Genomic DNA, 18928 nt, shown 5'->3' on the forward strand with positions numbered 1-18928 from the left:
GGGGGGCGCCGGGGGGGGGGGGGGGGGGGGGGGGCGCGGGGGGGGGGGGGGCCCGGCACGGCCCGGGGGGGGGGGCGGGCTGGGGGGCCCCCCCCCCGCCGTCGTCCGTGTGGACGCGCTGCCCCGGTTCGGATCGTTCCCCCGGCGATCCGACCAGGACAGCGCTTCCCCCGTGGGGCCCCGCACCCCCGTGCTTTCCCCCGTGGAGCCCCCTTGCTTCCCCCGTGCTCCCCCGTCACGTCAGGGGTGCCGTACCGTTCCGCCGCCCCGTGTCGGCGGTGCCGGCGCCGCGCCCCTTCCGTGGTCCCCACTCTTCCGTCCGCGCAGGTCGCGGCCCATCCGCGTACCTACTCATCTCGGCGGCTGAGTACGGATACTCAAACCTGAGCACCGGCGCGCAACGGCTGGTTACGATCAGCTGCGTGTCTGTACTCCCCCTCGTATTCACCAGCGGCTGGGCCAGCGGCATCAACGCCTACGCCGTCGTACTGCTCCTCGGCGTGCTCGGGGCGACCGGAGTCGCCGAGGAGGTGCCCGCATCCCTGGAGCGCACCGACGTGCTGATCGTCGCGGGGGGGCTCTTCCTGTGCGAGGCCGTCGCCGACAAGATCCCTTACGTGGACTCGGTGTGGGACGCCGTGCACACGGTGATCCGGCCGGTCTCCGGCGGCGTGGTGGCCGCGCTGCTGGCCGGCCACGACGGGTCGCTGCCGCAGCTGGCGGCGGGCGCGGTGGGCGGCACCAGCGCGCTGGTCAGCCACCTGGTCAAGGCGGGCACGCGGATGGCGGTGAACACCTCGCCCGAACCGGCCAGCAACTTCGTGCTGAGCACGCTGGAGGACCTGGGCGTCGCGGGCATCGTCGTCTTCGCGGTGTTCCACCCGGTGGCCGCGGCGGTCATCGCCGGTGTGCTGCTGGTCGCCGGCATCCTGCTGGTGGTCTTCCTGTGGTCGCGGGTACGGCGCTTCCTGCGGCGCAGGCGGCAGCGGCGCGAGCAGCGGCAGCCGGCGGCCGCGTACGGGGCCGGGCCGCCGGCGGGCTGAGCCGCCGGTCCCGGCGGGCGGCGACGGCGTTGTCGGTGGTGCCGGATAAAGTCGCAGGCATGGCACGGATTGCGGTGATCGGCGCCGGGATGGGCGCGATGGCGGCCGCCGCCCGGCTGGCCGTCGCGGGCCACCGGGTGGCGGTGTACGAACGCGGGGCGACGTACGGCGGCGCGGTGCGCCGCTTCGAGCGGGCGGGCTTCGCCTTCGACACCGGCCCCGGGCTGCTCCACCTGCCGGCCGTCTACCGCGACCTGTTCGTCAAGACCGGCCGCGAGCCGCTGGAGAGCGTGGTCGAGCTGTCCCAGGTCGACCCGGCCGCCCGCCACGTCTTCCCGGACGGCACGGCCGTCCCGCTGCCGAACGCGTCGCGGGCCGGCGTCCTCGCCGCGCTGGACGGGGCGCTGGGCGCGGGCGCCGGCGAGCGCTGGAGCGACTTCCTGGGCCGCGCCCGCGAGGCGTGGGACCGTACGCGGCGGCCGTTGCTGGAGGAGCCCCTGTGGCCCGACTGGCAGGTGCTGGGCCGCGACCCGTATCCGGCGGAGCCCAGGCGCGGCCTGTTCGGGCGGCGCAGGCCCGCGGCGCCCGGCACCCTCGCCGAGGTGGCCCGCCGCGAGCTCAAGGACCCGCGGCTGACCGCCCTCCTGGAGAGCTACGCCCTGGCGTACGGCTTCGATCCGCGCACGGCGCCCGCGAGCGCCGCCGTCCTGCCGTACATGGAGCAGACTTTCGGAAGTTGGTATCCGCGCGGCGGCATGCGGGCGCTGGCCGACGCGCTGTACGAACGGTGCCTGGCCCGCAAGGTGGAGTTCGCCTTCGGCGCGGAGGTGACGCGCGTCGTGGTGGCGGACGGCCGGGCGGCCGGCGTCGAGCTGAGCGACGGCACGTGCGCCGACGCGGACACGGTCGTCGCGGGCCTCGCCCCCGGCCGGCTGCCGGCGCTCTTGAAGGACGCGGAGCCGTGGGGCGCGGACGACGTACGTCCCGGCACGGACGCGGAGCGCCACGCGCCGGGCCGGTTCACGGTCTGCCTCGCGCTGCGCGGCCCCCGCCCGGCGGACGCGGCACACCGTACGGTCGTCCACGCGGCCGACCGCGCCGCGGAGTTGGCGGCGGTGTTCGGGCAGGGGCAGGGGGCGCTGTGCGACCGCCCGACGGTGACGGTGCTGCGTCCCGACGACCCAGGTTCCCGGCCCGACGACGACCACGAGGCCGTGACGCTGAGCGCCGCGGTGGCGCCGTACGGGGACCTGGCGCTGCCGTCCGCCTCGGACGGGGAGGGTGCGGAGTCCGGCGAAACGCCCGCGCAGGCGGCCGCCGCCGACCGGCTGACCGAGGCCGCCGAGGCCGCGATACCCGGGCTGCGGGAGCGGGTGCTGTGGCGTGCCGTGCTGCCGCCTGCCGAGGGCGAGTCGGTGCGGGGGCCCGCGCTGGCCGGTGACGGGGGCCGCTTCCTGCTCCCCGCCAACCGCACCCGCATACCGGGTCTTTACGCGGTCGGCGGCGGGGCGCACCCGGGTGGCGGGCTGGCGCACGCCGGGATGTCGGGCGCCCTCGTCGCGGGTTTGATCGTGAACGGGGACGACTGGCGCGGCTCCCAGTGAGCTGACGGCACCGGCCGGTGCGGGGCCTGGCTCCGCACCGGTGCGAAAAGGGCCGCTCGATACCGGTTACTGGCCGCTCAGTACCGGTACTGCTGCCCGTCGAAGCCCTGCTGGGGGCTCTGCGGGTTCTGTGGGTTCTGTGGGTCTTGCGGCGCCTGGTAGGGCGGATAGGGCAGCTGGTCCGGAGCGGGCTCGTTGCCGCGCTGCTGGGGTACCCACACCCCGCCGGGCGGCGTCTCGCCGTAGGACGCCTGCCCATGCCCGGTGTCCTGCCCTCCGGGGTACGGCCCGGGGTAGGCCGCCGGGCCGCCGAAGGCGTCGTGCTGCTCGTACGGGTCGTAGGGTGCGGCGTACTGCTGCGTGCCGATGTACGGGTCGGAGTAGGGCGCCTGTTGGCCCTGGTCGGAGCCGTAACCGCCGTAGTGGTCGGCGTACGGGTCCTGGCCGCCCTGGGCGCCGCCGCCGTACGCGCCGTCGTAGCCGTACGTGTCCTGCCCGTACCCGTCGTACGCGGCGTAACCGGGCTGCTGCGTGCGCGCGTCCGGGCTGTATATGCCGTACTGGCCGGTCTCGTCGGGCAGCGGCTGCGGGGCGTAGACCTCGGTGGAGTCGGCGCCCGCGTAGCCGTCCTGGGCCCCGGGACGGCTCGGGAAGCCGTCCTGAACGGCGAAGGGGTCCGTGCCGTCGTACGCGGCCGCCCCGGTGGGGGCGGGGAAGCCGTCCGCTCCCCCGCCGTCCGCTCCCCCGGCGCCCGCGCTCTCCATGGCCGGGACCGCCTCCAGGTCCGAGACCTGGAGCGTCGGTCCGGCCTCCGCGGCCCTGCCGCCCCTGGCCCGGCGCCGCCCCTTCTCGGGGCGCTTGCCGGGGCGCTTGCCGCGCAGGGCCCAGCCGTCGGAGAAGCCGCTGCGGAAGGAGAGCGTGACGTAGGTCTGCCCGACGGCGAAGGCGACGGCGCCCACCGCTATGACGACGACCGACGGGATGACGACGCCGACGACCACGCCGAGGAAGCCGGTGAAGGCCAGCAGCCGCCACCGCAGCCTGGCCTTGTACTGGAGCAGCACTTCACCGAGGAGCCAGAGCGCCACACAGCCGAATGCGATGTAGAGGACCACCCAGCCCATATACGCCCCTCTTCCGCCCGCTCCACGGCGGCCTTGGGTATGGCCGTCGTGGTCAGGACTGCTGGTGCAGACCCAGATTCTCGTAGATTTCCAGCGTCGCCGTGGAGTGGTTCAGGGTAATGAAGTGCAACCCGGGACTTCCCTCGGCCATCAAGCGCGCACACAGCTCCGTCGCATACTCGATGCCAATGGAGCGTACAGCGGCCGGATCGTCCTTGACGGCGAGGATGCGCGCGGCGAGCTCGGGCGGGAAGGCCGCGTTGCTCAGCTGCGCGAACCGCTCGATCTGGCGGACGTTGGTGACCGGCATGATCTCCGGAATGACGGGCGTCTCGCAACCGGCCGCCGCGACCCGGTCGCGCAGCCTCAGATAGTCCTCGGCGTAGAAGAACATCTGCGTGATGGCGAAGTCCGCGCCGGCGCGGCACTTGTCGACGAAGTGCCGTACGTCGGTGTCCCAGTCGGTCGAGCGCGGGTGCATCTCGGGGAAGGCCGCGACGCCGACGCAGAAGTCGCCCGACTCCTTGATGAGCCGGACCAGTTCCGCGGCGTACAGGACGCCTTCGGGGTGCCGGACCCATTCGCCCATCGGGTCCCCCGGCGGGTCGCCGCGCAGGGCGAGCATGTTGCGGATGCCGGCGTCGGCGTACTGGCCGATGATGTTGCGCAGGTCGGCCGTGGAGTGGTTCACGGCGGTCAGGTGCGCGACCGGGGTGAGGGTGGTGTCGGTGGCGATCCGCTCGGTCGCGCGCACCGTGCCCTCGCGGGAGGTGCCGCCCGCGCCGTACGTCACGGAGACGAAGGTCGGCGCGACGGCCTCGATCCGGCGAATGGCGTTCCACAACGTCCGCTCGCCCTTCTCCGTCTTCGGGGCGGCGAACTCGAACGAATACGACTGCTTGCCGGAAGCGAGCAGGTCGCGCACGGTCCGTGCGCGATCAGTCCTGGTGGAAGCTGTGCCTAGGGCCATACGTGCAGGTTAACCAGCGGCCCGGCGCGCACCAACCAGTCCCGGCGAAATGCCCGGATAGCCGCGTTCCGGTCCACGCCTCGGACACCCGCCGGTCATCTCGCGTCCAGCGGGCACCGGGCGCCCCCCGTCACGGACGGTCCCGGTCACGCTCCGTGCGCGCGCACCCGCTTGGCCAGGTCGGCGGCCGCGGCCCCCGGGTCCTCGGCCTCGGTGATCGCCCGGACGACGACGACCCGGCGGGCACCCGCTTCCAGCACCTGGTCCAGGTTGCCCGCGTCGATGCCGCCGATGGCGAACCACGGGCGCTCGGGCTGTCGCGCGGCCGCGTAACGCACCAGGTCGAGGCCGGGGGCGTGGCGGCCGGGCTTGGTCGGGGTCGGCCAGCACGGGCCGGTGCAGAAGTAGTCGACGCCGGGCTCGGCCAGCGCGGCGTCCACCTCGGACTCGGCGTGGGTGGAGCGGCCGATCAGCACGTCCGGGCCGAGGATCGCGCGGGCCGCGGGCACCGGCAGGTCGCCCTGGCCCAGGTGCAGCACGTCGGAGCCGATGGCGTGGGCGACGTCGGCGCGGTCGTTGACCGCCAGCAGCTTGCCGTGCCGGCGGCAGGCGTCCGCGAAGACCTCCAGGTGGGCCAGCTCCTCCCCCGCTTCCATGCCCTTGTCGCGCAGCTGCACGACGTCCACGCCCGACGCGAGCACCGCGTCCAGGAACTGCGCGAGGTCGCCCTGGCGCCTGCGGGCGTCCGTGCACAGGTAGAGGCGGGCGTCGGACAGGGCGTGACGTGCGGTGGTCATCGGCGGGTCCCCCCAGGTAGGCGGCGTACGGGCCGGGCCTTCCGGCCCGTACGCCCTAGTGGTGCGAAGACGGTCGCGGCCGCGGGTGCGAACGCGACGGCGAACGGCCGCGGACGCGCCCGAAGGCGCCCCCGCAGCCGTACGGGCTGCTAGACGGCGAGCGCCTGTGCCCGGCGCTTCACCTCCGTACCGCGATTCTCACGCAGGGCCTGGGCGGGGGTGCCGGGCAGGGTCTCGTCGGCGGTGAAGAGCCACTCCAGCATCTCCTCGTCGGTGAAGCCGTCGTCCCGCAGGAGCGTGAGCGTCCCGACGAGGCCCTTGACGACCTTGTCATCCTTGATGAAGTCGGCCGGCACGTGCAGGGCCCGGTTCTCGCCGCGGCGCACCGCGATCAGCTGGCCCTCCTTCACCAGCTGCCGCACACGCGTCACCTCAACGCCGATCATCTCGGCGATGTCGGGGAGGGTGAGCCAGGCGGGTACGAGTCCATCGATCTTTGCGTCAATCTCGGTCACAGGACAAGCCTGCCACCTCGCACTGACAGCCGGTAGCGGGGCATCGCCAAAGGGACGCCGCGCGGACCGCTCAGAGCACCGCCGACTTCAACGGCACCGAGGCGTCCGCCGCCTTGTGCCGGTCCAGTACCGCGCCCCGCTCGATGAGCTTGCGTCCCTGGGCGAGGTCGCGCGGCCGGCCGACCGCGAGCAGGGCGACGAGCACGCCCTCGCGCAGCCAGATCACCGACCAGGCCGCGCTCGCCGGATCGCCGCGCCAGACCGTCTCGTCCGCGCCCGCGTGGTGCCCGGCGTACTGCACGAAGCGGCCGAACTGCTCGGACCAGAAGTACGGGACCGGATCGTAGAGCGGGCCCTCCGCCTCGCCGCGGGCGATGGTGGCGGCGACCGTGCGCGGCCCCTGGAGGGCGTTGTCCCAGTGGTGGATCAGCAGCCGGCTGCCGTAGCGGGCGGACGGGAAGGAAGCGCAGTCGCCGACGGCGTACACGCGGGGGACGGAGGTGCGCAGCCGCTCGTCGGCCAGCACGGAGCGGTCCTCGGGCGACAGCGCGACGCCGGAGCCGGCCAGCCAGGAGGTGGCTGGCCTGGCGCCGATGCCGACGACGACCGCGTCGGCGGTCAGCGTCGTGCCGTCGGAGAGCGCCACCGCGCCGTCCGTGACGGCGGCGACCTTGGCACCGGTGCGCAGCCGGGCGCCGCAGTCCTCGTACCAGCCCGCCATGGGGGCGGCGACCTCTGCGGGCAGCGCCCCGGCCAGCGGCCGGTCGGCGGCCTCCACGACGGTCACCGGGCAGCCCGCCTCGCGTGCCGCGGTGGCGAACTCGGCGCCGATCCAGCCCGCGCCGACGACCACGATCTCGCGCTGCCCGGCCAGTACGGGCCGCAGCCGCTCGGCGTCGTCGAGGGTGCGCAGCACGTGGACGTCCGGCAGGCCGGCACTGCCGGGCAGGGTGACCGGTTCGGCGCCGGTGGCGATGACCAGGTGGTCGTACGGGAGCGGCCCGCCGTCGGTCTCGACGACCTGTGAGGCGGCGGCGAGCCCGGTGGCACGCCGGCCGAGGAGCAGGTCGATGCCGAGCGCCGCGAAGTCCACGTCGAAGGCGGACCCGTCGGCCTTGCCGAGCAGTACGGCCTTGGACAGCGGCGGGCGGTCGTACGGCGCGTGGGGCTCGTCGCCGACCAGGGTGATCACCCCGCGCCAGCCCTGTTCGCGCAGGGCGACGGCGGTCTGCACGCCGGCCATTCCGGCGCCCACGACGACGACCCGCCGGGTGCGCTCGGCGGCGCGCTGGAGGCTGTCGTCCTCCTGGCGCGTGCGGTCCGGGTCCTGGGGAGGCTGGGTCTGCTCGCTCACCCGGCCAACTCTAGGACGGCGCGTCTCGCGGGCCGCAGCACCGCGCGACGAGATCTCTGACACAACGTCACGGTCCGTCACCCACCGGTACCCGCGAGAACCGGCCACGGCCCGGGGTGCGGGCCCGGTGCTCTCTTACGGCGCGCCCGTGGCCCGTACTAGTGTGGCCGGTGAACGCACTCGCGGGAGCCCGGACGCACCGGGCTGAGAGGGAGGCTGCTGCGGCCTCCGACCGTACGAACCTGATCCGGGTCATGCCGGCGAAGGGAGGGGCTGGACACCCATGCATCCACCTGCACGGACCGCGGCACGTACCGCCGCACCCCATACGGGCAGGGCCGGGCCGCCCACACCACACGGGTCACCCGGCTCCGGCGGGCATCCGGACGTACTCGTCGTCGGCGGCGGCGTCATCGGGCTGGTCACCGCCTGGCGGGCGGCCCAGCGCGGGCTGCGCACCGCCGTCGCCGACCCCGCACCAGGCGGCGGCGCCGCCCAGGTCGCGGCCGGGATGCTGGCCGCCGTCACCGAGCTGCACTACGGCGAGCAGACGCTGCTCGGCCTCAACCTCGCCTCCGCCCGCCGCTACCCGGACTTCGCCGCCGAGCTGGCCGAGGCGGGCGGCCGGGACATCGGCTACCGCCCGTGCGGCACCCTGGCCGTCGCGCTGGACGCCGACGACCGCGCCTACCTGCGCGACCTCCACGCCCTCCAGCTCCGCAGCGGCCTGGACTCCACCTGGCTGACCGGGCGCGAATGCCGGCGCCTGGAGCCGATGCTCGCGCCGGGCGTGCGCGGCGGCCTGCGCGTGGACGGGGACCACCAGGTCGACCCGCGCCGGCTGGCGGCGGCGCTGCTCGCCGCCTGCGAGCGGGCCGGGGTCGCCTTCCACCGCACCACCGCCGAGCGGCTGACCGTCGAGCGGGGCCGCGCCACCGGCGCCGTGCTGGCCGGCGGCGGCCGTGTCACAGCGGGGCAGGTGGTGCTCGCCGCGGGCAGCCGCAGCGGGCGGCTGGCGGGCGTCCCGGACGGCGTGCTGCCGCCGGTGCGCCCGGTCAAGGGCCAGGTGCTGCGGCTGCGCATGCCGCAGGGGCTGCCCGGCGGCGTACCGTTCCTGTCCCGCACGGTGCGGGCCGTGGTGCGCGGCGGCCCGGTCTACCTCGTACCGCGCGAGAACGGCGAGCTGGTGCTCGGCGCCACCAGCGAGGAGCTGGGCTGGGACACCACGGTCACCGCCGGCGGGGTGTACGAGCTGCTGCGGGACGCCCACGAGCTGGTGCCCGGCATCACCGAACTGCCGCTGGTCGAGACCCGCGCCGGGCTGCGCCCCGGCTCGCCCGACAACGCGCCGCTGCTCGGCCCGACCGCGCTGCCCGGCCTGCTGGTGGCGACCGGCCACTACCGCAACGGCGTGCTCCTGACGCCCGTCACGGGCGACGCGATGGCGGCGGCGCTGACCGGCGGCCGGCTGCCGGAGGAGGCCAGGCCGTTCGCCCCCGACCGTTTCGCGCCGGAGCCGCCCGGCGCCGCGCCCCGCCCCGTGTCCGCCCCCGCCTCCCAGGAGCAGCCCGCATGACCGTCACCACACCCATCACCGTCTCCGTGAACGGTGAGCCCCGCGAGTTCCCCGGCGGGCTCACCCTCGACCGGCTCGTCGCCGGCCTCACCACGGCGCCCGGCGGCGTGGCAGCGGCCGTCAACGAAGCCGTGGTACCCCGCGGGCAGTGGCCCGCCACCCCGCTCGGCGACGGCGACCGCGTCGAGGTCCTCACCGCAGTCCAGGGAGGCTGATCCCCCGCCATGGCCGACGATCTGCTCACCATCGCCGACACCACCTTCGACTCCCGGCTGATCATGGGTACCGGCGGGGCGACCAGTCTCGACGTACTGGAGCGGGCGCTGCTCGCCTCCGGCACGGAGCTGACGACGGTCGCCATGCGCCGCCTGGACCCGACCGTGCAGGGCTCGGTGCTGTCCGTACTGGAACGGCACGGCATCCGGGTGCTGCCGAACACCGCGGGCTGCTTCACCGCGGGCGAGGCCGTCCTCACCGCCCGGCTGGCCCGTGAGGCGCTCGGCACGAACTGGATCAAGGTGGAGGTGGTCGCCGACGAGCGCACCCTGCTGCCGGACCCGGTCGAGCTGCTGGACGCCGCCGAGACCCTGGTGGACGACGGCTTCACCGTGCTGCCCTACACCAGCGACGACCCGGTGCTGGCCCGCAAGCTGGAGGACGTGGGCTGCGCCGCGATCCTGCCGCTGGGCTCCCCGATCGGGTCCGGGCTGGGCATCCGCAACCCGCACAACTTCCAGCTGATCACCGAGCGGGCCCGGGTGCCGGTGATCCTGGACGCGGGCGCGGGCACCGCCTCCGACGTGGCCCTGGCCATGGAGCTGGGCTGTGCGGGGGTGATGCTGGCCTCCGCGGTGACCCGGGCGCAGGAGCCCGTGCTGATGGCGGAGGCGATGCGGCACGCCGTCGAGGGCGGCCGGCTCGCGTTCCGTGCGGGGCGGATGCCGCGCCGCCACTACGCGGAGGCGTCCTCGCCCACGGAGGGCATGGCCGCGCTGGACCCGGAGCGGCCCGCCTTCTGACGCGCGGCGGGCGGCGCCGCCCCAGGTGGCGCCGCCCGGCCCGGCCGAAAGGGACATCCGGCGCGACTCGCCCACGCCGGGTCATGCGGCCTGTCACTGTTCGGCTTCAGTACGGCCCGGGGGCCGGGCAGGGCGTCGGAGCCCCGCCCGGCGGCTCGTAGACTCGTCTGCCGTGGATACGACCCTTCAGGACCCCCTGGTCGGGCAGCTGCTCGACGGCCGCTACCAGGTGCAGGCGCGCATCGCCGCCGGCGGCATGGCCACGGTCTACCGGGCCGTGGACACCCGGCTGGACCGGGTGCTCGCCCTGAAGGTGATGCACCCGGCGCTCGCCGCGGACACGGCGTTCGTCGACCGCTTCATCCGCGAGGCCAAGTCCGCCGCCCGGCTCGACCACCCCAACGTGGTGGGCGTCTTCGACCAGGGCACCGACGGCACGTACGTCTACCTGGCGATGGAGTACGTCGCCGGCTGCACGCTGCGCGACGTCCTGCGGGAGCGCGGCGCCCTCCAGCCGCGGGCCGCGCTGGACGTCCTGGAGCCGATCCTGGCCGCGCTGGGCGCCGCCCACCGGGCCGGGCTGGTGCACCGGGACATGAAGCCGGAGAACGTGCTGATCGGCGACGACGGCCGGGTCAAGGTCGCCGACTTCGGCCTCGTACGGACCGTGGGCACGCACACCGCCGACTCCACCGGCACGCTCCTGGGGAGCGTCTCCTACCTGGCGCCCGAGCAGATCGAGGACGGCACGGCCGGGCCGCCCGCCGACGTCTACGCCTGCGGTGTGGTGCTGTTCGAGATGCTGACCGGCGGCAAGCCGCACACCGGCGGCACCGCGGCCCAGGTCCTCTACCAGCACCTTCACGAGGACGTGCCGGCCCCGTCCACGTACGCGCCGGAGCTGGCGCCGCAGCTCGACGACCTGGTCGCGGCGGCCACCGCGCGCCGCCCCGAGCTGCGCCCGCAGGACGCGGTGACGCTCCTCGCGCAGGCCCGCACGGCCCGCGCCGAGCTGTCCGACGCGCAGTTGGACACCGTTCCCCCGCAGGCGGTCGAGGCGCCGGAGGGCGGCTCCGAGGCGGGTTCCGAGGACCGTACGAGCGTGCTGCCGCGGGTCGCCGCGGTGCAGCCGCCGCTCCCGCTGGAGGAGCAGCTGAACCGCACCAGCAGGCTGGAGACGCCGCCTGCCCCGCCGGCACCGGCGGCCGAGCAGACCACCCGGCTGCGCCCGGCGGCCGCGGCGCCGCGGTCCGGCGCGGTGGCCGGTCTCCTGCGGGCGCGCCGCAAGACGGTCTCGGTGGTCGCCGCCGTGCTGCTCGTGCTGCTGGTGGGCGCGGGAGTCTGGTACATCAACTCCGGGCAGTTCACCACGGTCCCCGCGGTGCTGGACATGACGCAGGCCAAGGCGGAGCAGACGCTGCGCGCCGAGGGCCTGGACGTGAAGGTGAAGCTCGCCTACAGCCCGAACGTGGAGCGCGGGCACGTCATGGCCACCGACCCCGAGATCGGCAAGCGCATCCGCGGCACGAACACGGTCACCCTCACCCTCTCCAAGGGCCCCGAGATCGTCCAGGTGCCCGATCTGGCCGGGACGCCCATAGCGGACGCCAAGCGCAAGCTGCGCGACCTGGGGCTGACGGTCGGCACGGTGCGCAAGGAGTTCTCCGACGAGGTCGCCAAGGGCTCGGTGATCGCCACCGACCCGGCGGCGGGCAGCAAGCGCCGCCCGGACACCGCGGTCGCGCTCACGGTCAGCCGCGGCGCGGCGGCCGACGTGCCGGACGTGACCGGCCGGGACCGGGCGGACGCCGAGGCCACGCTGCGCGGCGCCGGCTTCGACGTGAAGATCGACGACCGGACGGTGCACTCGCCGCACGACAAGGGCAAGGTCGCCCGGCAGTCGCCGGGGCAGGGCGGCAAGCTGGGCAAGGGCGAGACCGTCACGCTCACGCTGTCCGAGGGCCCGGAGATGGTGACCGTGCCGGACGTGACGGGCAAGAGCACCGACGCGGCGAAGCAGGCGCTGACCGGCGCGGGCTTCGAGGTCGAGGTCAAGAAGCCGTTCCTGTTCCCGAAGGACACGGTCGACAGCCAGTCGGTCGCGGGCGGCGAGCAGGCCCCCAAGGGCAGCAAGATCACGATTCGGCTGAAGAGCGCGCTGTGAGCAAGGCCGCCCGCCCGCGAGGCCGGACGGGCGGGCCCCACCTGGCACCCTTGACGGGTGAGCATCTCCCAGTCCCAGCAGCGCGCCCGTGAGCGCAACCCGGTCGGCGGCCACGTGCCGGTGGCCGGCGGCCTGGCCAAGGTCGGTATCCCGTACGCCCGTGACATCGGCGGGGAGGCCGTGCAGGTCTTCGTCGCCAACCCGCGCGGCTGGGCGACGCCGCCCGGCACCCCGCAGCAGGACGAGGCGTTCCGGGAGGCGTGCGAGCGGGAAGCGGTGCCGGCGTACGTGCACGCGCCCTACCTGATCAACTTCGGCTCGCACAACCAGGAGACGGTCGGGAAGTCCGTGGTGTCGCTGCGCCACTCGCTGCTGCGCGGCCGGGCGATCGGCGCGCTGGGCGTGGTCGTGCACACCGGTTCGGCGACCGGCGGGCGGCCCCGCAAGGAGGCGCTGGCGCAGGTGCGCGAGCGGATGCGGCCGCTGCTGGAAGAGCTGACACACGACGACGACCCGTGGCTGCTGCTGGAACCGACGGCGGGCCAGGGGGCGTCGCTGTGCGCGCTGGCCGAGGACCTCGGCCCGTACTTCGACGCGCTGGACCGGCACCCGAAGCTGGGTATCTGCCTGGACACCTGCCACGCCTTCGCGGCCGGGCACGACATGGCGGCGCCCGGCGGGATGAAGGCGCTGCTGGACGAGCTGGTCGAGGTCGCGGGCGAGGACCGGCTGAAACTGATCCACGCCAACGACTCCAAGGACGTCGTCGGCGCGCACAAGGACCGCCACGAGAACATCGGCGCCGGGCACATCGGCGCCGACCCGTTCGGCGAACTGTTCCGGCACCCGGCCACGCGGGGCGTGCCGCTGGTGATCGAGACGCCGGGCGGCAAGGAAGGTCACGCGGCAGACGTGGCGCGCCTCAAGGAGCTGCGGAACCCGGTCTGAGCGGGGGCGGCCGCCGCGTGGCGGCCGTCCGCTAGGCCCTGTCGTCAAATTCCCGTCGTTCCGCCCGGAGGGCGGGCCGCGCGGCGTCTGGTGCACTCCGCTGCGCTCCGTCTCGGCTCTTCGATCCATCCTTCGGAAGCCGAGCCGATCGCAAGGCGCCGGGGCGCCCTCGTAGCGGAGCTACTAGGGCGTTTCGGCAACGCAGCGTGGGGGCACCTCCCAGCGGTAGCTGGGGGAGTGCGTGCCAGGCGTCGCGCGGCAGGCGGGAATTTGACGACAGGGCCTAGGGCTCCGGGCCGTCGCCCGGTTCCTCCTGGTAGGAGTAGCGCTGTTCGCGCCACGGGTCGCCGAGGTTGTGGTAGCCGCGCTCCTCCCAGAAGCCGCGGCGGTCCGCCGTCATGTATTCGATGCCGCGCACCCATTTGGGGCCTTTCCAGGCGTACAGGTGCGGGACGATCAGCCGGACGGGAAAGCCGTGCTCGGCGGTGAGCGGCTCGCCGGAGCGGTGGGTGGCGAACAGGCATTTCTCCGAGGCGAAATCGGCCAGCTTCAGATTGGAGCTGAATCCGTATTCGGCCCACACCATCACATGGGTGACGTCCGGCGCGGGCGGCGCGAGATCGAGGACCGTTCGGGTCGACACGCCGCCCCATTCGGCTCCGAGCATGCTGAACTTCGTGACGCAGTGCATGTCGGCCACCACGGTCGTATAGGGCAGCGCCGCGAATTCGTCGTGCGTCCAGCAGTGTTTGCCGCCGTCCGCGGTGGCGCCGAAAGCCCGGAATTCCCAGCGCTCGGGCCGGAACTTCGGCACCGGGCCGTAATGCGTGACCGGCCATCCCCGTTGCAGCCGCTGCCCCGGAGGCAGCTGAGGATGTTCCGCTTCGCGGCTTTCGGGCTGACCCATGCTCTCCATGGTGTCAGACCCTCGGGGGTGCCGGTGACCAGGGCGGCAGGGATTCGGGCAACTCGTACTAAGCGTGCACTTACTGGACGCCCCGCTCACGACGGTGCAAGGATGCGCGGCACCTGCCAGTACTCGCGTGGAAGGAGCCCGCTGCCATGCAGGGCGACCCCGAGGTCATCGAATTCCTCAACGAGCAGCTGACCGCCGAGCTGACCGCCATCAACCAGTACTTCCTGCACGCGAAAATGCAGGAGAACTTCGGCTGGACCAAGCTGGCCAAGTACACCCGGCACGAGTCGTTCGACGAGATGAAGCATGCGGAGATCCTCACGGACCGCATCCTGTTCCTGGACGGGCTGCCCAACTACCAGCGGCTCTTCCACGTCCGGGTGGGCCAGACCGTCACCGAGATGTTCCAGGCGGACCGGCAGGTCGAAGTGGAGGCGATCGACCGCCTCAAGCGGGGCATCGAGCTGATGCGTACCAAGGGCGACATCACCTCGGCCAACATCTTCGAGAGCATCCTGGCCGACGAGGAGCACCACATCGACTACCTCGACACGCAGCTGGACCTGGTGGAGAAGCTCGGCGAGGCGCTGTACATCGCCCAGCTGGTCGAGCAGCCGGACAGCTGAGCCGGCCGGTCGGGCGAACCGTTACCTCAGGCCGCTTCGGGAAGGGCGTCGGGCACGTCGGTGCCCAGCGGCTCCGGTGCGCCCTGCTCGATCAGCTCGCGCCGGGGGCAGGCGCCTCGGCCCAGCAGTGCCTGGATACGGCGCACGCAGCCGCCGCAGTCGGTGCCGGCCTTGCAGGCCGAGGCTATCTGGCGCGGGGTGCAGGCGCCGGATTCCGCGTGGTCGCGGACCTGCTGCTCCGTGATGCCGAAGCACGAGCAGACGTACACGCGGGCCACCTCCGTCGACCTGTTCCGCGGTGAGGTTACCCTTACCTTACCCGGGACCAAAGTCCGCTCACAACGCCGATGGGGCACGGATCCTGTGATCCGTGCCCCATCGGCGTGTCACATGCGGCCCCGCGGGCCCGCCGGGCTACTGGTCGCGGTACATCTCCGCCACCAGGAACGCCAGGTCGAGCGACTGGCTGCGGTTGAGCCGCGGGTCGCAGGCGGTCTCGTAGCGCTGGTGCAGGTCGTCGACGAAGATCTCGTCGCCGCCGCCCACGCACTCGGTGACGTCGTCGCCGGTCAGCTCGACGTGGATGCCGCCCGGGTGCGTACCGAGGCCCTTGTGGACCTCGAAGAAGCCCTTGACCTCGTCCAGCACGTCGTCGAAGCGCCGGGTCTTGTGGCCCGAGGCGGCCTCGAAGGTGTTGCCGTGCATCGGGTCGCAGATCCAGGCGACCTGCGCGCCGGAGGCGGTGACCTTCTCGACCAGCTCGGGCAGCTTGTCGCGGATCTTGTCCGCGCCCATCCGGGTGATGAAGGTCAGCCGGCCCGGCTCGCGCTCCGGGTCGAGGCGCTCGATGAGCGTGAGCGCGTCCTCCACGGTCGACGTCGGGCCCAGCTTGACGCCGATCGGGTTGCGGATGCGGGAGGCGAACTCGATGTGCGCGCCGTCCAGTTGGCGGGTGCGCTCGCCGATCCAGACCATGTGGCCCGAGACGTCGTAGAGGTCGCCGGTACGGGAGTCGGTGCGGGTCAGCGCCGACTCGTAGTCCAGCACCAGCGCCTCGTGGGAGGCGTAGAACTCCACCGTCTTGAACTCCTCCGGGTCCACCCCGCAGGCGTTCATGAAGTTCAGCGCGCGGTCGATCTCGCGCGCCAGCGCCTCGTAGCGCTGCCCGGAGGGCGAGGACTTCACGAAGTCCTGGTTCCAGGCGTGCACCTGGCGCAGGTCGGCGTAGCCGCCGGTGGTGAAGGCCCGTACGAGGTTCAGCGTCGCGGCGGAGGCGTGGTACATCCGCTTCAGGCGCTGCGGGTCCGGGATGCGGGCCGCCTCGGTGAACTCGAAGCCGTTGACGGAGTCGCCGCGGTAGGTCGGCAGCGTCACGCCGTCGCGGGTCTCGGTCGGCTTGGAGCGCGGCTTGCTGTACTGGCCGGCGATCCGGCCGACCTTGACGACCGGCACGGAGCCCGCGTACGTCAGGACCGCGCCCATCTGGAGCAGCGTCTTGAGCTTGTTGCGGATGTGCTCGGCCGAGACGGCGTCGAACGCCTCCGCGCAGTCGCCGCCCTGGAGCAGGAACGCCTCGCCACGGGCGACCGCTCCGAGGCGCTCGCGCAGCTGGTCGCACTCGCCGGCGAAGACGAGCGGCGGATAGGACTCCAGCTCGGCGATCACATCGCGCAGAGCCTCTTGGTCCGGCCACTCAGGCTGCTGCGCCGCGGGCAGGTCTCGCCAGGTGTTGCCACCGGCGTGGATTTCAGCGTTCACGGTCACGCCGCCAACTTTACGGGGTCCCGGGAGGGGTCCATCTCGCCGACCGGGATGTGAGACGAAGCTCCCATCGCGGCGCCCCGGGGTCCGGGTCAGTCCGGCTGGGCGTCCTCGGGGGTGCCGCGGGCGATGGCGGCCAGCGTGTCCAGGGCGTACGGCAGCTCGTCCGCGGCGGCGCCCGCGAGGGCGACGCGGACCGCGTGCGGGGCGGGGGCGGCGCCGTGCGCGCCCTCCTGGCCGACGGCGAAGGCCGCCCCGGGGGTGACGGCGATGCCGTGCCGGGCGGCGGCCGCGAGGAAGGTCTCGGCGCGCCACGGCCCGGGCAGCTCCCACCAGGCGAAGTAGGACGCCGGGTCGGCCTGTACGCGGAAGCCTTCCAGGTGCGCGCTGAGCAGCTCTTGGCGGGCGGCGGCGTCCCGGCGCTTGGCCTCGACGACCGTCGTCACCGTGCCGTCGAGCAGCCAGCCGGCCGCGGCGTTGAGGGCGAAGGCGCCGGCCGTCCAGCCGCCGGAGCGCAGCGCGGCGGCGACCCGGTCGGCGTGTGCCGGCGGTGCCAGGACCAGGCCGATGGTCAGGCCGGGCGACAGGCGCTTGGAGAGGCTGTCGACCAGGAGCGTGCGCTCGGGGGCGAGGGCGGCCAGCGGCGGGAGCGCGGCGCTCCGGGCGTCGCCCAGGAGGAAGGACCAGACGGCGTCCTCGACGGCCCACAGGCCGAGTGCGCGCAGCGTCCCGGCGAGTTCGTCGCGGCGCTCGGCCGGCATGGTCACGCCGAGGGGGTTGTGCAGCGTCGGCTGGACGTAGACGGCGCTCAGCGGGGCGCCGCGGTGGGCGGCGCGCAGGGCGTCGGGGCGCAGCCCGTACGCGTCGGTGGCCAGCGGGACGAGGGTGACGCCGAGGCGGGCGGCGACCGACTTGACCAGGGGGTAGGTGAGCGCTTCGACGCCCAGGCGGCCGCCGGGCGGCACCAGCGCGGCGAGCGCGCCGGCGATGGCCTGCCGGCCGTTGCCGGCGAAGAGCAGGCCGGCCGGGTCGGGGCGGAAGTCCGCGCGGGCCAGGAGGGCGGCGCAGGCGTCGCGCGCCGGCCCGGTGCCGGTGGCGGGGGCCACCGCCATCGTCGCGCTCAGCACGTCGGGGCGCAGCAGGCGCGTCAGGCCCCGGGCGAGGAGGGCGGCCTGCCCGGGGACCTCGGGGTAGTTGAGTTCGAGGTTGACGCGGGTGCGGCGGGCCGGGTCGGCGGGTTCGGCCAGGGCGGGTCCCGGGGCGTGCTGTGCGGCGCGTACGTACGTGCCGCGGCCGACCTCGCCGACGGTCAGGCCGCGGCGGGCCAGTTCGCGGTAGACGCGGGTCGCGGTGGAGTTGGCGATGCCGTGGGCGCGGGCGAAGGCGCGCTGGGTGGCGAGGCGGTCGCCGGGCCGCAGCCGCCCGGCGGCGATGTCGGCCGCGACGGTGTCCGCGATGCGCTGGTAGTCCTCCACGAGCCCTCCCGGTCCGGTCACCGACTGTCGCCCCCATTGCACCGAGTGCAATGTTTTTATTGCACCGAGATGATGCCCCTCATAGCATCGAGCCGTCAACGGGCCAGTGGGCAATACCCAACCGACAGGGGCGAGTTGTGCTGCACAAAGCTGCCGTGAACGGCATCACCACGGCGTACGAGGACACCGGCGGCACCGGAGGGGAAACGATCCTCCTCGTGCACGGGCACCCCTTCGACCACACCCTGTGGGCCCCGCAGACCGCCGCGCTCGCCACCGCCGGCCACCGCGTCCTCGTCCCGGACCTGCGCGGCTACGGCGCTTCCCAGGTCGTACCGGGCGTCACCCGCCTGGAGACCTTCGCGGCCGACCTCGCCGCGCTGCTGGACCACCTGGAGGTGACCGAGCGGATCGTCCTCGGCGGCCTGTCGATGGGCGGCCAGATCGCCATGGAGTGCGCCCGCCGCTTCCCGGAACGGCTGCGCGCCCTCGTCCTCGCCGGCACCTCCGCCCGCGCCGAGACCGACGACGGCCGCCGGCAGCGCAACGCCATGGCCGACCGGCTGCTGCGCGAAGGGATGCGCGGCTACACCGAAGAGGTACTGGACAAGATGGTCGCGCCGCGCACCATCGCCACCCGGCCAGCGGTGGCGGAGCACGTGCGCCGCATGATGCTCGGCACCCCGCCCGAGGGAGCCGCGGCCGCGCTCCGGGGCCGCGCCGAACGCCCCGACTACACCGGCACGTTGACGGGCCTCGCCATGCCGGCCCTGGTGGCCGTCGGCCGCGACGACACGTACACACCCGTCGCCGAAGCCGCATTCCTGCACGCCCGCATCCCGGACGCGCGGCTCGCCGTCATCGAGGGCGCCGCCCACCTGCCCAACCTGGAACAGCCGCGCGCCTTCGACGCCGCGCTGACCGGCTTTCTCGCGGAGCTCCCGGAGCGCGTCGGGTAGGGTGACGGCCATGCACGCGCAATCAACCATGAACATGAACTGGTGGTGGACCGCTCATCCGGCGGCCCACTGATCGC

At 73.9% G+C, this 18928-nt stretch carries 18 protein-coding genes and 1 riboswitch; of the genes, 9 read left to right on the forward strand and 9 right to left on the reverse strand.

What is annotated here, in order from left to right; genetic code table 11:
- Nucleotides 1-422: 422 nt before the first annotated feature.
- Complete coding sequence (locus tag ACH4OW_RS00210; RefSeq protein WP_398023747.1) at nucleotides 423-1043, forward strand: DUF4126 domain-containing protein; 621 nt, start codon at nucleotides 423-425, stop codon at nucleotides 1041-1043.
- 59 nt (nucleotides 1044-1102) lie between these two features.
- Nucleotides 1103-2647, forward strand: coding sequence for a phytoene desaturase family protein (locus ACH4OW_RS00215; protein ID WP_398023749.1), 1545 nt, complete (start codon nucleotides 1103-1105; stop codon nucleotides 2645-2647).
- A gap of 77 nt (nucleotides 2648-2724) precedes the next feature.
- Here the strand turns inward: ACH4OW_RS00215 and ACH4OW_RS00220 are convergent, their stop codons facing one another.
- The 5 genes from ACH4OW_RS00220 to ACH4OW_RS00240 form a co-directional block, all read right to left on the reverse strand.
- Nucleotides 2725-3771, reverse strand: coding sequence for a hypothetical protein (locus ACH4OW_RS00220; protein WP_398023751.1), 1047 nt, complete (start codon nucleotides 3769-3771; stop codon nucleotides 2725-2727).
- Nucleotides 3772-3823: 52 nt separating this feature from the next.
- The gene (metF, locus tag ACH4OW_RS00225; protein WP_360137626.1) at nucleotides 3824-4741 is read right to left on the reverse strand and encodes a methylenetetrahydrofolate reductase [NAD(P)H]; all 918 of its coding nucleotides are present in this window, start codon (nucleotides 4739-4741) and stop codon (nucleotides 3824-3826) included.
- Between the two features lie 146 nt (nucleotides 4742-4887).
- Nucleotides 4888-5538, reverse strand: a complete 651-nt coding sequence (gene thiE, locus ACH4OW_RS00230; protein WP_360137623.1) for a thiamine phosphate synthase — start codon at nucleotides 5536-5538, stop codon at nucleotides 4888-4890.
- 149 nt (nucleotides 5539-5687) lie between these two features.
- The gene (locus ACH4OW_RS00235) at nucleotides 5688-6053 is read right to left on the reverse strand and encodes an Rv2175c family DNA-binding protein (RefSeq protein WP_360137620.1); all 366 of its coding nucleotides are present in this window, start codon (nucleotides 6051-6053) and stop codon (nucleotides 5688-5690) included.
- A 70-nt stretch (nucleotides 6054-6123) separates the two neighbouring features.
- The gene (locus tag ACH4OW_RS00240) at nucleotides 6124-7407 is read right to left on the reverse strand and encodes an NAD(P)/FAD-dependent oxidoreductase (RefSeq protein ID WP_398023754.1); all 1284 of its coding nucleotides are present in this window, start codon (nucleotides 7405-7407) and stop codon (nucleotides 6124-6126) included.
- A gap of 172 nt (nucleotides 7408-7579) precedes the next feature.
- A riboswitch (TPP riboswitch) is annotated at nucleotides 7580-7693 on the forward strand.
- Here ACH4OW_RS00240 and thiO point away from each other — a divergent pair.
- The 5 genes from thiO (at nucleotide 7691) to ACH4OW_RS00265 (ending at nucleotide 13114) form a co-directional block, all read left to right on the forward strand.
- On the forward strand, nucleotides 7691-8983 hold the full coding sequence (gene thiO, locus ACH4OW_RS00245; RefSeq protein WP_398023756.1) for a glycine oxidase ThiO: 1293 nt from the start codon (nucleotides 7691-7693) through the stop codon (nucleotides 8981-8983). Its footprint overlaps the riboswitch before it by 3 nt.
- A complete protein-coding gene (gene thiS, locus ACH4OW_RS00250; RefSeq protein WP_360137614.1) occupies nucleotides 8980-9198 on the forward strand; it encodes a sulfur carrier protein ThiS in 219 nt (72 codons plus the stop codon). Before thiO ends, thiS begins: the two co-directional genes overlap by 4 nt.
- Nucleotides 9199-9207: 9 nt before the next feature.
- Nucleotides 9208-10002: a thiazole synthase gene (locus ACH4OW_RS00255; protein WP_360137611.1), complete on the forward strand. Its 795-nt coding sequence runs from the start codon at nucleotides 9208-9210 to the stop codon at nucleotides 10000-10002.
- Between the two features lie 172 nt (nucleotides 10003-10174).
- The gene (gene pknB / locus ACH4OW_RS00260) at nucleotides 10175-12166 is read left to right on the forward strand and encodes a Stk1 family PASTA domain-containing Ser/Thr kinase (protein WP_398023759.1); all 1992 of its coding nucleotides are present in this window, start codon (nucleotides 10175-10177) and stop codon (nucleotides 12164-12166) included.
- 63 nt (nucleotides 12167-12229) lie between these two features.
- A complete protein-coding gene (locus ACH4OW_RS00265) occupies nucleotides 12230-13114 on the forward strand; it encodes a deoxyribonuclease IV (RefSeq protein ID WP_398024412.1) in 885 nt (294 codons plus the stop codon).
- Between the two features lie 283 nt (nucleotides 13115-13397).
- Here ACH4OW_RS00265 and ACH4OW_RS00270 read toward each other — a convergent pair whose 3' ends face one another.
- Nucleotides 13398-14030, reverse strand: a complete 633-nt coding sequence (locus ACH4OW_RS00270; protein ID WP_360137605.1) for a sulfite oxidase-like oxidoreductase — start codon at nucleotides 14028-14030, stop codon at nucleotides 13398-13400.
- A 146-nt stretch (nucleotides 14031-14176) separates the two neighbouring features.
- Between ACH4OW_RS00270 and bfr the strand changes: the two genes are divergently transcribed.
- Complete coding sequence (bfr, locus tag ACH4OW_RS00275) at nucleotides 14177-14656, forward strand: bacterioferritin (RefSeq protein ID WP_360137602.1); 480 nt, start codon at nucleotides 14177-14179, stop codon at nucleotides 14654-14656.
- A 26-nt stretch (nucleotides 14657-14682) separates the two neighbouring features.
- On the opposite strand, the gene ACH4OW_RS00280 is transcribed toward bfr, so the two are convergent.
- The 3 genes from ACH4OW_RS00280 to ACH4OW_RS00290 form a co-directional block, all read right to left on the reverse strand.
- Nucleotides 14683-14925, reverse strand: a complete 243-nt coding sequence (locus tag ACH4OW_RS00280; protein ID WP_360137650.1) for a (2Fe-2S)-binding protein — start codon at nucleotides 14923-14925, stop codon at nucleotides 14683-14685.
- Between the two features lie 145 nt (nucleotides 14926-15070).
- On the reverse strand, nucleotides 15071-16420 hold the full coding sequence (locus tag ACH4OW_RS00285) for a class II 3-deoxy-7-phosphoheptulonate synthase (protein WP_398023762.1): 1350 nt from the start codon (nucleotides 16418-16420) through the stop codon (nucleotides 15071-15073).
- Between the two features lie 89 nt (nucleotides 16421-16509).
- The gene (locus tag ACH4OW_RS00290; RefSeq protein WP_398024414.1) at nucleotides 16510-17892 is read right to left on the reverse strand and encodes a PLP-dependent aminotransferase family protein; all 1383 of its coding nucleotides are present in this window, start codon (nucleotides 17890-17892) and stop codon (nucleotides 16510-16512) included.
- Between the two features lie 155 nt (nucleotides 17893-18047).
- Between ACH4OW_RS00290 and ACH4OW_RS00295 the strand changes: the two genes are divergently transcribed.
- Nucleotides 18048-18851: an alpha/beta fold hydrolase gene (locus ACH4OW_RS00295; protein WP_398023764.1), complete on the forward strand. Its 804-nt coding sequence runs from the start codon at nucleotides 18048-18050 to the stop codon at nucleotides 18849-18851.
- Nucleotides 18852-18928 lie beyond the last annotated feature (77 nt).

It is taken from the genome of Streptomyces sp. NPDC017056 (genome assembly GCF_044332485.1).
GTDB lineage: Bacteria > Actinomycetota > Actinomycetes > Streptomycetales > Streptomycetaceae > Streptomyces.